Here is a 13381-nt window from a genome sequence, read left to right as displayed (position 1 = left end):
GACAAGCTTCAGCCGTCTCCCCTCACGCCGCCATCCGCAGCCGGTTCCGCCCCTCGCGCTTCGCCGCGTAAAGCGCCTGATCGGCCCGGTGCAGCAATTCCTCGATGTCGAGCTCGCCGTCGAACACCGCCAGCCCGATGCTGATCGTCGCCTGCGGCACGCCGTCTTCGGCCGCGGTGCCCGTTTCGACCGCCTTGCGCACGCGCTCGGCGACGATTTCGGCCGCCTGCGCGCTCGATCGCTGCAAAATACACACGAATTCCTCGCCGCCGATGCGGCCGAGCATATCCTCGTCGCGCAGCGCCGCCTTGGCGCGTTGCCCGACGCGGTGGATGACGCGGTCGCCGATCGCATGGCCGTGGGCGTCGTTGATCCGCTTGAAATGGTCGATGTCGAAAATCGCCACCGCGAGCGGCGCGCCATGTTCGCGCGCGCCCGCCAGCGCCTTTTCAAGAAAGGCCAGCGTGTGCCGCCGGTTGGGCAGCCCGGTGAGCATGTCGGTGTTCGCGACGCGCTCGGCGGCGCTGCGCGCGGCTTCCAATATCCGCGCATTCTCGACCGTTTCGGTCACATCCTGCACGGTGCCGAAAATCGCGATCGCCTTTCCGCCGCGCCCCATCTCGATCGATCCGTGCGACTTCACATGGCGAATCTCGCCATCGGCACGCACGATGCGCCCCTGGAATTCGAAAGGCTCGCCGGTGCGGACCGCCTCTTCCAATATCTTGCGGACCGCGGCCCCGTCTTCGGCGACATATTGCTTGACGCTGTAATTGACGTCGACCGGTGTGCCGGGAACCAGCCCGTGGATCCGATAGGCCTGATCGGACCAGTGGATCGTCCAGCCGATGATGTCGACGCGCCAATGGCCGACGAGCGCCGACGCCTCGGCCTGCAGCAGCCAGCGGTTGCTCTGCTCCAGCCGCTTCGCCAGCCGCTGGCGCACGATCAGCAACGACGCCAGCGGCAGCGTCGTGAACAAAAGCGACAGCAGGTAGAATTGCAGGAACAGCACTTTGACCTTCGCGGGTTCATCGATCGCGGCGATCGGGCCATAGCCCTGCCCGCTGAGCAGCGATGTGATGATCGTCACGATCAATATTCCCGCCGCCGCGCCAAAGGGGCCCAGCCGATAGGCGGCCGCGACCACCGCCATGCACGGCAGAAAGGTGGCGGGAAATTCGGCCTGGCTGAACGCGGCGATCGTGACCAGTCCGGTGGCCGTCAGGATCGCGGTCGCCTCGGCCTTCATCCTCGGCGGCGCGTTGCCCATGGCCTTTGTCTCGACCATTCGCGCGAGCATCACGATCGGCGGCGTGACGATCAGCATCCCCAGCAGCACCGTCGTCAGCCACGACAGGTAAAAATCGACGCCCGCGCCGACCAGTGTCCCCGCGATCGCCGCGCCCGTCACGCTCGCACCCAGCGCCGCGCCGCAAAAGCTGACGACCGATCGCGGGACCATGAACGACAGGTCTTCCGTCCGGTCGCGGCGGATCAGCCGCAGCGCGATGGCGGCTTCGCACCCGTTCGCCAAAGTATAGGCAAGGCAGGACAGCGGCGGCACGCCGCCCCACATATTCGCCGCGAGACTCGCCAGCGCCATGCCCGCAAAGGCGGAAATCCGCGGCCGCGCACGCGCCGGCATCAAGAGCAACAGCGCGAGGAAATAGCCGCTCGGCGGCCAGACCGCGGCGATATTGTCGGCACCTTTGGTCGTGTGCAGCGACAGGCTCGCCAGCAGAAAATATCCCGTTGCGGTCAACAGGAACCAAAAGACCGCTTCGACTCTGGGGGACAGCGATTGGGTCATGCGACCAGTTAACCCAAAAGGGGGAAATAAACCGCTAATATATATGCCGATGCCGCGGCCGGGCCTTTGCGGCGATCAGCCGACGCCGCCAAAAGTCAGGCCGACGACTTCCGCGACCCTTGCCTCGTCCCAGTCGATGCGCCGGTCGAGGATCAGCATCGCGAGACCGTGCACCAGCGCCCACGCGTGCGTCGCGGCGGTATCGACATTCGCCACGCCGGGCAGCGCTTCGCCGACCCCCGCGCGCAGCAGATTATAGGCGACCTCGCCGCCGTCGCCGCCTTCCTTGCGGTCGGGCATCTGGCGCGTGAAGCTCAGGCGAAAGAGTGCGGGTTCGTCGTGGGCGAAGCGGACATAGGCGATCCCCGTCGCCTTGAAGCCGGCGACGCCGCCGCCCGCCTTCAGCCACGCCTGCGCCTGCAGCGCGCCCAATCGCCGCAAACCCTCGTCGGCGAGCGCGTCGAGCAGCGCCTCCTTGTCGGGGAAATGGCGGTAGAGCGCGGTCGCGCTGACCCCGACGTCGCGCGCCAGCGCGCGCAGCCCCAGCTCGGCGCCGTCGCCCTCCGCGAGCCGATCGAGCCCCGCCGCGATCACCGCCGCGCGCAGGTCGCCGTGATGATAGGCGCGCGCGGCCTTGCCGCCGCCCCCGCTTTTTATGTTGACACTGTTATCTTTGCTCGCCATAATGTTGCCACTGTAAACATATCGAGTCGTCCGCGCAACCCTCCGCGGCACCTTCGCCAACTTCCGTAAGGAGCATCGCCATGGCAAGCAACGTCGAAACCCTGATCCGCAGCGCGGTCGCCAAAGGCATCGGCAAGGTCGCCGACTTCAACCGCAAGCGCCTCCCCCGCCCCACCGACGCCCACCCCTTCCTCACCGGCATCCACAAACCGATGACCCGGGAATTCACGCTCGAGGAGCTGCAGGTCGACGGCGAGATCCCGGCGCAGCTCAAGGGCCGTTACCTCCGCAACGGTCCTAACCCCGCCGCCGCGCCCGATCCCGCGAGCTACCACTGGTTCACCGGGGCCGGCATGGTCCACGGCATCCGCATCGAAGGCGGCAAGGCCGACTGGTATCGCAACCGCTGGGTGCGCGGCAGCGAGGCGTGCGAAATGCTCGGCGAGGAACTCCCTCCCGGCCCGCGCGAAGGCCGCAACGACGCGCCGAACACCAATGTCGTTGGCCTCGCGGGCCGCACCTTCGCGATCGTCGAGGCGGGCGGAAAGCCCGTCGAGCTCGGTTACGAGCTGAACACGATCGCGCACAACCCGTTCGACGGCACGCTGCTCGGCGGATATACGGCGCACCCACATCACGACCCCTTCACCGACGAAATGCACGCGATCACCTATCGCGGCGACGAGCCCAACAAGGTCTGGCACGTCGTGCTCGACAGCCAGGCGCACGTCATCCGCGAGGAAGCGATAGCCGTGAGCGACGGCCCTTCGATCCACGATTGCGCGATCACCGAAAATTACGTGCTGGTCTTCGACCTTCCCGTCACCTTCTCGATGAAGATGCTGCTCGCCGGCTATCGCTTCCCCTACGCATGGAACGATGCGCACCCGGCGCGGGTCGGCCTCCTTCCCAGGAATGGCAGCGGCGACAGCATCGCCTGGGTCCCGGTCGAGCCCTGCTATGTCTTCCATCCCGCCAACGCGTTCGAAACCGCCGATGGCAAGGTCATCGTCGACGTCGTCGCGCACGAAACGATGTTCGCCGAATCGAAGCGCGGGCCCGACAGCCAGAAATCGCGCATGGAACGCTGGACGATAGATCCCGCCGCGGGCATGACGACGCGCACCGTCATCCACGACCATGCGCAGGAATTCCCGCGCTATGACGAGCGGCTGACGACCCGGCCCTATCGCTACGCCTACAGCGTCGCGATCCCCGATGGAGAGACGGCCGAATGGGCGCTCGCCGAAACGCGCCTGTTCAAACATGATCTCGACAACGGGTCGACAGCGATCCACGACTTCGGCCCCGGCCGCCATCCCGGCGAGTTCGTTTTCGTGCCGCGGAGCATCGATGGAGCCGAAGACGACGGCTGGCTGATCGGCCTCGTCGTCAACATGAATGACGAGACCACCGACCTCGTCATCCTGAACGCCGACGACTTTACCGGGTCAGCGCAAGCTGTAGTTCACCTGCCGCACCGGGTTCCTCCGGGGTTCCACGGCAACTGGGTGGCGGATTGACGCTATCGGGGCGCGCCATCAACGCCTCGGTCACCCGCAGCGACCGTTCATTGTCGACGTCGATCGCCGTCGCCCCGTCGCTGACCAGTAACGGGGCAATCCCGACCTTCAGGTGACGTGAAATACGAGCGAAAACATGGTGGATCGGCCCTAGCCCAAAGCGGAAGCGCAGCAGGTTGAGCACACCGAACGCCCGCATAACCCGAAGCGGCTTCTTGACGAACTGCCCCCCGCCGCGAAATGCCTTCGCCGCTTTCAAGGCACCCGGATGGCCGATCCAATAGGCGTTGCAGTTCGACACGGCGACGTCGGAAAACTCGTAAAAGCGCCGCTGGCCTTCGGGATGGACCGCAAGCACATCCTCGCGCCGCGCGAGCGCCACCCCCGCTTCGACCCCGAGGCGCGCCGCCTCCACGCCGATTTCGGCGATCGTCGCGGGTGTCAGCAGGCAATTGTCCGCCGTCGTGACAAGAAGCGGGAACTCCGCGACCCCGGCGACCGCGACGACCGAATCCGCCAGATTGTCCGCAGCCGGCACGACGATCAGCCGGTCGCCCAGCGATTTCACGACCGGGTCATCGAGATCGCCCAACAAGTCGGCGTGATGCGTCGAGACGAATATATGCGTCGCCGCGCTGGCGGCCGCGCTTTCCAGTACATGCGCGATCATCGGCCTTCCCGCGACGGGGACAAGGCATTTGTCCGCCACGCCATGGGCATTCGCAAGCGGGTCCTCCGCACCAGACCTGCGGCCGGCGAGGATCAGGATCGATCCGCTCACGCCGCATCCCGCCGCGCCGCCGCGGGCGCGATCTGGCGGAGCATGCTTTCGGTCACGATCGTCTCGATCAGTTCGGCATGCGTAAAGCCGGCGAGTATGGCGGAGCGCGAAAACAGCTTTTCCGACCACAGGTTGCAATTGAGATTGACCTCGAGCAGCCGGACCTCGCCGGTCGCATGGTCGAAGCGGAATTCGAAGCGGCCATAATCGAACGGATGAAAGACGTCCGCCATCCGCGCCGTATAGTCGGCGACCCGCCCGGCGATGGACGAATCATCGAACCGCTTGACCGCATATCCGACATGGCCGACCAGATCGCGCTTCTCCTGATAGGTGCGCAGTTGCGTCGGGTCGGCCTGCTCGAAGATCATCATCGGCAGCATCGCGGGCGCACCATCGAGCGTGATCACCGGCACTTCGATATCGCTGCCGTCGATAAAGGGCTCGACGATCGCGTCGTGATCGAGCGCGTGAATCTCGACGACCGCCTGCGCAAGTTGCGCGCGATCGTGCGCATCGCGGACGCCCCACGAGGCCGAACTGTTGTTCGGCTTGATCACCCAGCGCCGGGCCGGCGGGCAGCGCGATACATCGACGGGCGCTCCGCGTCGGAACAACGCCCAGGGCGCGGTAGGCACGCCGCGCGCCGCGGCCTCGAGCTTGGTCAGATGCTTGTCGTCGGACAGGCCGCGAACGATTGGCGAGGCGCCGAGATACGGCAAGCCATGCTGGTTGCACAGCAGGGGAAGCAGCATTTCGGAATTGAAGAAGCCGCCGCGGTTGAGGAGCGGAAAGACGAAGTCGACCGCCGGCCGGTCGAACAGCGCGGCATAGCTGTCGGCAATCGACAGGGCCATTCCAAGCCCCTCGAGCGTTTCGCGCATCTCGCGGTGATAGGGCGCATGGTTGCCATCATCGGGATGCAGACCGCCCGTCCAGCGCGCATGTTTGGCGATGAAAAGCAGGCGCTGCGTTTCGCGCAGATGGTCGGGCAGCCGGGTGGGCGCGAGATCGGTCGTCTTCATGCGCGGCGTTGATCATGCCAAGGTTGCGCAGGAATGACGTATTGGTGACGCGACCGACATCAAAGCGCAAAATCACTGTCACGCTCTTATCGAGCGTCCGGGCAAAGCGGGTTTTTCTTGTCTCGCGCAGACGGTCGACCACCTCCAGCGCCCACCTCAAAAATGGTTCGCCGACCGCGATCTCTCATTGGAGAATCTTCGCCGCGCCGTTCGCGGCGCACGGCTCGTCGTGGAAGCGCCCCCTTCGCGGCAGCACTTTCAATCCGTGGCTCGTTCCTTTCTCACTATGATGAAGAATATCGCCCTCTCCCGCCCCGCCACGAGCGCGATTGCCGCGTTTCTGGTTCTGTCCACCCCCGCCGCCTTCGCTCAGGAAGCGCCGACGATCACGATGACCCCGCCGGTCGCTGCGCCCACGCCCCAAACCCCGCCTACGGTGCCCGAACCGAGCGCCCCGGCCCCGGTGGCCGCGCCGCAAACCGCGCAGACCCCGGCCACGCAGCCGCCGGCGCCGAAGCCGGTGATCCGCGTACCGCTGGAAATCGAGCCGGCCGAAGCCGCTCCCGCCCCGAAGGCGGCCGAGCGAGCCGAGCCCGCCCAGCCCAAGAGCGAACGCGCCGCGCCGCGCGCCCGGACGGTCGCCGCTCCGACAGCTTCGGAGCCGGCCCCCGAGACGCCTGCCGCCGATACCGCGCCCGTGGAAGACATCGCCCCCGTCGCCGCGCCGATGACCGCTACTGCCGAGCCGGCAGCCGAGGTCGCGCCGCCGCCCGTCGAAACCGCCAACACCGGCGGCAGCGATTTTCCCTGGGAGCTCGCTGGCGGTGCAGCCGCGCTGCTGATCGTTGGCGGTGCCGGCCTGGCCTTTGCTCGCCGTCGCCGCAACGACCGCGCGCTTGCAGACCGCGCTTATGATGACGAGCCGGCGATCGCTACGACGCCGGTCGCGGCCGAAGCGCAGCCCGCCGAGGCGCAGGCGTGGATTACCCCCGCCTATGTTCCCCGCGAACGTGTCGAGGCGCCGCGCACCACCCCGGCCTTCGCTGCGGCGCCGAGCGGCAGCATGGGTCGCCATGAAGCGATGGCGCTCGCGGGTCCGACGCCCGACAATCCCTTTGCCACGCTCAGCAAGCGCTTGAAGCGCGCGCGCTTCCTCGATCGTCAGGAACGCACCGCTTACGACGAAACGCTGGCCCAGCAGCAGGATATGACGCGCAAGCCCGTCAGCGCATGGGAAATCTCCCAGCGCCCGGCGACCCCGCCGGAGCAAAAGCAGGAGGTTCGCCGTCCCGAGCCTGGCCGCGGCAACCCCGGTCTCCGTCCCGGCTTTGCCCGCAACTGACGGGAAATCCCGCGCCAAATGAAAAAGGGCGGTGCCTCGCGGCACCGCCCTTTCTTTTTCGCTGGAACGCGGCCGACGAACCGGCCGCAGCCCCGAACCGAATTACTTCAGTTCGACGGTCGCGCCGGCAGCTTCGAGCTTCTTCTTCAGCTCTTCGGCTTCCGCCTTGCTGGCGCCTTCCTTGACGGCCTTCGGCGCGCCTTCGACGAGCGCCTTGGCTTCGCCCAGGCCCAGGCCGGTGATCGCACGGACTTCCTTAATCACGTTGATCTTCTGGCCGCCGTCACCGGTCAGGATGACGTCGAATTCGGTCTGCTCTTCAGCAGCCGGGCCAGCAGCGGCAGCAGCCGGGCCAGCAACGGCGACGGCAGCGGCAGCCGAAACGCCCCACTTTTCTTCGAGCAGCTTCGAAAGTTCAGCAGCTTCCAGAACGGTCAGCGCCGAAAGGTCTTCAACGATCTTTGCGAGATCAGCCATTTTCATTCTCCATCAGAACCGGGAAAGCCCGGTGAATTGTTACGGTAGGTAAAAGTTTATGCCGCTTCCTTGGCGCCATAGGCACCAAAGACCCGCGCCAGCTGACCAGCCGGGGCTGCCGCAATCTGCGCAACCTTGGTGGCCGGAGCCTGGAGCAGACCGACAAGCTTGCCACGCAGTTCGTCAAGCGACGGCAGCGATGCAAGCGCCTTCACGCCATTCACGTCGAGGACCACATCCCCCATGCCACCACCAACGATTTCAAGCTTGTCGTTGGTCTTGGCAAATTCCACCGCGATCTTCGCAGCCGCGACCGGATCGGTCGAAGCGGCGATTGCCGTGGGGCCGGTCAGCAGATCGCTGATACCGGTGTAGGAGGTGCCATCGAGCGCGATCTTGGCCAGGCGGTTCTTCGCGACCTTATAGCTCGCGCCCGCATCGCGCATCTGCTGGCGAAGCACCGTCGACTGGGCGACGGTAAGACCCAGGTTGCGAACAATCACAACCGAGGCTGCATTCGACAGCGTAGCGTTCAGCGAGGATACGGCTTCGGCCTTTTCAGCACGATCCATGCCTGTTTCTCCACTCATGCCCGAATACGCATGCGCCCCTGCCCAAAGACAAAAGCGTGCGCGGCCGGGCCGCTAACACACGCAAAAGCCATGCGAGCCAAGGCTCGCCTGTCCTTTACGCAACGATGTCCGATGGGGTCGGTCAAGCCGCTTGCGCCTGCATTGCAGGCGGGCGACCGATAAAAGACTGTCCCCGTCTCGGCTGGAAATTAAGAAGGGCAAATCCCCTTCACCAACTGTCTCGGACGGAATTGCCGTAGGCGAACCTGCGGCAACACGGGCGGGCTAATAGCGACAAAGCCCACCGAGTCAAGCTGTAAGCGGCCGAAAATCGGGCTTGGCGTGGACATTCCGGGCCTCTACGGCACCAGGCATGATCCGGATCCGCCTCTCGACCCCCGCCGATGGCGATCGCGCCGTCGAGATCTGGCGCGCCGCGGTCGATGCGACGCACCATTTTCTGACGCCCGAGGACCGGATCGCGATCGAGGAAGAGGTGAAGGGCTTTCTGCCGCTGGCGCCGTTATGGCTCGCTGTCGATGCCGGCGATCGCCCCCTTGCCTTCATGTTGCTCGACGGCAGCAGCATGGAGGCGCTGTTCGTCGATCCCGTCCATCGCGGACAGGGCGTCGGCAAGGCGCTCGTCGAACATGCCATTGCACTCCACGGCGCGATTACCACCGAGGTGAACGAGCAGAACGATCAGGCGGTCGGCTTCTACAAACGCATAGGTTTCGTCCCCACCGGCCGGTCGGAGCACGACGGTCAGGGCCGCCCCTACCCCCTGATCCACCTCCGCTTCCAGCCACAAAACTGATCGGGGCTTGGCTGCGGTGATTAAATCATCGCCCCTTGCATAAAATATATTAAGATATATCTTAGCTCTATCGAGACTCGCTCGAAGGAGAATATATGATGTTTTACGGCCATATGGGCGGACGGGGTTGCGGCCACCGCCGCGATAGGCACCACGCGATGCGCGAGGCCATGCGTCGCGGCGGGCGCGGGTTTGGCCGCGGTTTCGGCGGACGCCACGGACATGACGACGACGGCCGCGGCCGCCGCCAGCGAATGTTCGACAGCGGCGAGCTGCGGCTCGTGCTGCTCAAACTGATCGCCGACGAACCGCGCCACGGATACGACCTGATCCGCCAGATCGAGGAGTTGACCGGCGGCGCCTATGCGCCGAGCCCGGGGGTGATCTATCCCACCCTCACCCTGCTCGACGACATGGGACTGGTCGAGGCGCAGCAGAGCGAAGGCGCGAAGAAATTGTTCGCGATCACCGAGGCGGGCACGGCCGAGCTGGAGGCCAACAAGGAGAGCGCCGCACGCCTGATCGCGCGGCTGGTCGACATCGGCGAAGAGCGCCAGCGCACCGACAGCGCCTCGGTCCGCCGCGCGATGGGCAATCTGAAGGCGGTGCTGATGAACCGGCTCGGCGAGCACGACCTCGAAGACGCGACCTTGCACGACATCGTCGCGCTGATCGACGAGGCGGCGCAGAAGATCGAGCGCCTGTGATGACCAGCATGATCGCAAAAGTCCCGACCGCGCACGCGAGCAAATATCTGCAGCAATTGTGCAAGCATTGGCAGCATAATCTCGCGGTCGAATTCACCCCCGAGCATGGCACCGTGACCTTCCCCAAGGATGCGCGCGGCGCCACCTGGGCGAGCGATGCGCTCGTCACCTTCGATGCCGGCGCCGACGCGCTGTCGGTCCGCATCGACGCGAGCAGCAACGCGCATGTCGAAGCGATGGAGGGTGTCGTCGCGCGCCACCTCGACCGCTTCGCCTTTCGCGAAGCCCCGCTGGCGTTCGACTGGACGCCCGCCTGAACCCCGCCCGCTCCGCCACCCTTGTGTCGGCGCGCGCCTTTCGCGCTTGCGGAACGCACGTCGGCGGTGGCACGTTGAACCGGTGCCGCCCCCTCCCGGCGGCCGCTGTGAAGAAAGGAATATCCGTGTCCGACCCCCAAGGCCTGCTGTGCCCGACCTGCCGCGTGAATTTGACGATGTCAGAACGTCAGGGGATCGAGATCGATTATTGCCCGCAATGCCGCGGCGTATGGCTCGATCGCGGCGAACTCGACAAGATCATCGAGCGCAGCGAAGCCGCGAGCGCGCCCGCGCCGCGCGCGTCAGCCCCTCCCCCGCCGCCGCAGCCCGAATATCGCGAGCGCGGCTATGACGACCGCCATTACGGCAAGCCGTACAAGAAGAATTACAAGAAGAGCTTCCTCAGCGAATTGTTCGACTGAACCGGCGGCGGGGCGCCGTCAGGTGTCCCGCCGCGTCCATGGCGCGCGCGCCGCCAGCCCCGCCGAAAACAGGACCGCCAACCCATAAGTCAGCGGCGGCGACCAGATGACCGCGCGCGCGCCGGCGATCGCGCCGACAACGAGCATCGTCCACAGCGCCAGATGCGGCAACCAGCGCGCATCGCCGTTTCCGCGCAGCGCGTTGGCGATCTTTTGGCCCATTTGGACAAGCGTGCCCGTCATATAGGTCACGCCGACGACAGCCCCGCCCCGCCCCTCGATCGCCGCGTTGACCATGCCCATCGCCGGCGCGAGGCAGGCGACCGAAAGCCATACGAGGTCGAGCAGGCGAAGCGTCCCCGCGATGGCGAGCAGCACGGTGACAAACAGGAGGATCACCCCGCTCCGCCGGTCGGCGGCGCGCGCCGCGATGAGCGATCCGGCAACGACTCCGGCAAGGAACAACGCGATGATCGCGCCCGCGATCAGCCCCGCCTCGGCCCATTCGGCCGCTCCGACCGCGAGCCGCGTCGAGTTGCCGGTCATGAAGGACACGAAAAAGCCGCCCGATTCGACAAAGCCGATCGCGTCGACGAAGCCCGCAAGCGCCGAAACGCCGGCTGCCAACATCTGTTGCGACCGATCGAAACGGATCATGTCGGCAGCGGTCAGCCCACGACCGCGTTACGGCGCGCATAGAGGAAATAGACGCCGAGGCCGCCGATATTCCACGCAACGAACCAGAGCTGCGTCTGCACCGGCAGGCTGAAGAAGAGATAGATACAGCCGAGCACGGCGATGCCGCCGACGACCCAGGGCAGCGGCGTGCGGAAGGTGCGCGGCGCGTCGGGAGCGCGGCGGCGCATGATCAGCATGCACACCGACACCGCGGTGAACGCCGCGAGCGTTCCGGCATTCGCCAGCGCGGCGAGTTCGCCGAGCGGGATAAAGCCCGCGAGCACCGCGACGACGAGCGCGGTGAAGATGGTGATGCGCACCGGCGTGCCGCGCGCCGACAGCTTGGCCAGGCCCGCGGGCAGCAGCCCGTCGCGCGCCATGGTGAAGAAGATGCGGCTTTGCCCATAGAAGAAGGCGAGGATCACGGTGGGCAGCGCGATGACCGCCGAGACCGCGAGATATTGCGCGGCGAGCGGGCTGCCGAGTTCGCGCAGGATCAGCGCGAGCGGTTCGGGGCTGTTGGCGAAGCGCGTGTAGGCGATCGCGCCGACCGCGGCGACCGCGACGGCGATATAGATGGCGACGCAGGCGATCATCGAGCCGACGATGCCGATCTTGAGGTCGCGGTCGGGGTTCTTCGCTTCCTCGGCCGCGGTCGCGATCGCGTCGAAGCCGTAGAAGGCGAAAAAGATGATCGCGGCCGCCGCCATCACCCCGCGTTCGACGCCGTCGGGTCCCATATGCTTGGCGAAGCCATAGGGACTGAACGGTTCGAGATTGGCGGCGTCGAAGGCGGGCAAGGCGACCGCGACGAAGACCACCAGCGCGGCGATCTTGACCAGCACGAGGAGCGCGTTGAGCGTCGCGCTCTCGCGCGTACCGATGAGCAACAGCCCCGCGACGACGGCGATGATCGCGATCGCCGGCAGGTTGACGATGCCGCCGAGTTCGGGGCCTTGCATCAGCGCCATCGGAAATCCCGCCCACGCCTGGAGCAGCGGCGCGGCATAGCCCGACCAGCCGACCGCGACCGCGCTGACGACGAGCGAATATTCGAGGATGAGGCTCCACCCGACGATCCACGCGAGCAGTTCGCCGATCACGACATAGGAGTAGGTGTACGCGCTGCCCGACGCAGGGATCATTGTCGCCATTTCGGCATAGGCGAGCGCGGCACAGGCGCAGATCAGCCCCGCGATGCCGAACGACAGGATGACCGCCGGCCCCGCCTTGTCGGCGCCGACGCCGATCAGCGTCAGGATGCCCGTGCCGACGATCGCGCCGACGCCGAGCGCAATCAGATGCGGCCAGCCGAGCGTCCGCACCAGCGTCTGCTCCCCTTCCCGCCGTTCCGGAACGATCGGTTTGCGGCGAAACAGGCTGTCGGTCATGCGGTGGGCTCCCCCTTTGGGCGCTGGATATGTTTGGGCTGCTTGTAAGGGCGTGGGGGGTGAGCGCAAGATGCGTGATAGGGATGGCGAGTGTCGGCTTTGGGGTGGGAAGCAGACGTTAGCCTAGTGACGACTTTTCCTGCCACTCTCCATTCGGCAGGCGCACCCACTCCGTATCTTGTCCCTCAAGGGAGATCACCGTTCTCGGTGCATGATCAATTTGTTCAACAAGGTGGTCCGCAAACCAGAATCCCTCAGCCAATTCATCGAAGTGAACGTTGACGGCATAGTCATCCGCTAAAATGCCCACCACTGCCACGTCAGTGACGGATGGCGTGGTATACCCAAATACTTGGCCTTCACGTCCAGCCAAGCCAAGCCGTTCGGTCTCTTCGGTGCGTTTGATGCGCACGCGGTCTGCAAAGCCCGTCATGCACTCAAACATAACGCTATCGTCGATGTCTGCAATCGGTCGGATACCTGCCGCCACCGCCCTTCAGACTAGCGCCTCGATCGCTTCGGCCAGCTTCGCGTCGCGCTCGGACAATCCGTCGGCGTCGTGCGTCGTCAGCAATATGTCAACGCGGTTGTAGACGTTCGACCATTCGGGGTGATGGTCCATCTTTTCGGCGATGATCGCGACGCTCGTCATGAAGCCGAAGGCCTGCGCGAAATCGGCGAATTTGAACTGGCGCGTGATCGCGTCGCGCGACGGTTCGTGCGTCCATTGGGGAAAGCGGGCGAGGAGCGCGTTGCGCTCGGCTTCGTCGAGTTTCTGCACCATGATTTATCTCCCGCTGGTCAATATCGCGTCGCCGCCATAAGGAAGGGC

At 65.6% G+C, this 13381-nt stretch carries 16 protein-coding genes; 6 read left to right on the top strand and 10 right to left on the bottom strand.

Annotated features, from left to right (window positions below; genetic code table 11):
* Positions 1–22: 22 nt before the first annotated feature.
* Together VFG17_RS13830 and VFG17_RS13825 are read right to left on the bottom strand one after the other, a co-directional pair.
* Positions 23–1765: a diguanylate cyclase gene (locus VFG17_RS13830; RefSeq protein ID WP_325029970.1), complete on the bottom strand. Its 1743-nt coding sequence runs from the start codon at positions 1763–1765 to the stop codon at positions 23–25.
* Between the two features lie 123 nt (positions 1766–1888).
* Positions 1889–2497, bottom strand: a complete 609-nt coding sequence (locus VFG17_RS13825; protein ID WP_325029969.1) for a TetR/AcrR family transcriptional regulator — start codon at positions 2495–2497, stop codon at positions 1889–1891.
* Positions 2498–2577: 80 nt separating this feature from the next.
* Here VFG17_RS13825 and VFG17_RS13820 point away from each other — a divergent pair, with 80 nt between their 5' ends.
* Positions 2578–4020, top strand: coding sequence for a carotenoid oxygenase family protein (locus VFG17_RS13820; protein ID WP_325029968.1), 1443 nt, complete (start codon positions 2578–2580; stop codon positions 4018–4020).
* Here VFG17_RS13820 and VFG17_RS13815 read toward each other — a convergent pair.
* Positions 3941–4801, bottom strand: a complete 861-nt coding sequence (locus VFG17_RS13815) for an NTP transferase domain-containing protein (RefSeq protein WP_325029967.1) — start codon at positions 4799–4801, stop codon at positions 3941–3943. The genes VFG17_RS13820 and VFG17_RS13815 overlap by 80 nt on opposite strands.
* Entirely contained in the window at positions 4798–5826 is a 1029-nt protein-coding gene (locus VFG17_RS13810; protein ID WP_325029966.1) for a phosphoribosylglycinamide synthetase, read from the bottom strand. Before VFG17_RS13810 ends, VFG17_RS13815 begins: the two co-directional genes overlap by 4 nt.
* A gap of 289 nt (positions 5827–6115) precedes the next feature.
* On the opposite strand from VFG17_RS13810, the gene VFG17_RS13805 reads away from it, so the two are divergent.
* Positions 6116–7168, top strand: coding sequence for an LPXTG cell wall anchor domain-containing protein (locus tag VFG17_RS13805; protein WP_325029965.1), 1053 nt, complete (start codon positions 6116–6118; stop codon positions 7166–7168).
* Between the two features lie 102 nt (positions 7169–7270).
* Here the strand turns inward: VFG17_RS13805 and rplL are convergent, their stop codons facing one another.
* On the bottom strand, positions 7271–7645 hold the full coding sequence (rplL, locus tag VFG17_RS13800; RefSeq protein WP_325029964.1) for a 50S ribosomal protein L7/L12: 375 nt from the start codon (positions 7643–7645) through the stop codon (positions 7271–7273).
* A gap of 56 nt (positions 7646–7701) precedes the next feature.
* Entirely contained in the window at positions 7702–8217 is a 516-nt protein-coding gene (gene rplJ / locus VFG17_RS13795) for a 50S ribosomal protein L10 (protein ID WP_325029963.1), read from the bottom strand.
* A gap of 373 nt (positions 8218–8590) precedes the next feature.
* Between rplJ and VFG17_RS13790 the strand changes: the two genes are divergently transcribed.
* The 4 genes from VFG17_RS13790 to VFG17_RS13775 all read left to right on the top strand — a co-directional run bounded on the left by VFG17_RS13790 (position 8591) and on the right by VFG17_RS13775 (position 10480).
* The gene (locus VFG17_RS13790; RefSeq protein WP_325029962.1) at positions 8591–9034 is read left to right on the top strand and encodes an acetyltransferase; all 444 of its coding nucleotides are present in this window, start codon (positions 8591–8593) and stop codon (positions 9032–9034) included.
* Positions 9035–9192: 158 nt separating this feature from the next.
* Positions 9193–9741, top strand: coding sequence for a PadR family transcriptional regulator (locus VFG17_RS13785; protein ID WP_325029961.1), 549 nt, complete (start codon positions 9193–9195; stop codon positions 9739–9741).
* A complete protein-coding gene (locus VFG17_RS13780) occupies positions 9741–10058 on the top strand; it encodes a DUF2218 domain-containing protein (RefSeq protein ID WP_325029960.1) in 318 nt (105 codons plus the stop codon). Before VFG17_RS13785 ends, VFG17_RS13780 begins: the two co-directional genes overlap by 1 nt.
* A 176-nt stretch (positions 10059–10234) precedes the next feature.
* Positions 10235–10480, top strand: a complete 246-nt coding sequence (locus VFG17_RS13775) for a zf-TFIIB domain-containing protein (RefSeq protein ID WP_414712965.1) — start codon at positions 10235–10237, stop codon at positions 10478–10480.
* Between the two features lie 18 nt (positions 10481–10498).
* Here the strand turns inward: VFG17_RS13775 and VFG17_RS13770 are convergent, their stop codons facing one another.
* The 4 genes from VFG17_RS13770 to VFG17_RS13755 all read right to left on the bottom strand — a co-directional run bounded on the left by VFG17_RS13770 (position 10499) and on the right by VFG17_RS13755 (position 13333).
* A complete protein-coding gene (locus VFG17_RS13770; RefSeq protein WP_325029958.1) occupies positions 10499–11137 on the bottom strand; it encodes a YoaK family protein in 639 nt (212 codons plus the stop codon).
* A gap of 11 nt (positions 11138–11148) precedes the next feature.
* Entirely contained in the window at positions 11149–12549 is a 1401-nt protein-coding gene (locus VFG17_RS13765; RefSeq protein WP_325029957.1) for an amino acid permease, read from the bottom strand.
* A gap of 118 nt (positions 12550–12667) precedes the next feature.
* Complete coding sequence (locus VFG17_RS13760) at positions 12668–13039, bottom strand: hypothetical protein (RefSeq protein WP_325029956.1); 372 nt, start codon at positions 13037–13039, stop codon at positions 12668–12670.
* A gap of 6 nt (positions 13040–13045) precedes the next feature.
* Positions 13046–13333 carry a 4a-hydroxytetrahydrobiopterin dehydratase gene (locus tag VFG17_RS13755; RefSeq protein ID WP_325029955.1) on the bottom strand — a complete coding sequence of 96 codons (288 nt, stop codon included), beginning with the start codon at positions 13331–13333 and terminating at the stop codon, positions 13046–13048.
* Positions 13334–13381: the final 48 nt, after the last annotated feature.

Origin of the sequence: Sphingopyxis sp., from assembly GCF_035686825.1 — a bacterium.
Lineage (GTDB): Bacteria > Pseudomonadota > Alphaproteobacteria > Sphingomonadales > Sphingomonadaceae > Sphingopyxis.
The sequence above is the reverse complement of the archived record's forward strand: the minus strand, read 5'-3'. Positions and strand labels throughout refer to the sequence as shown.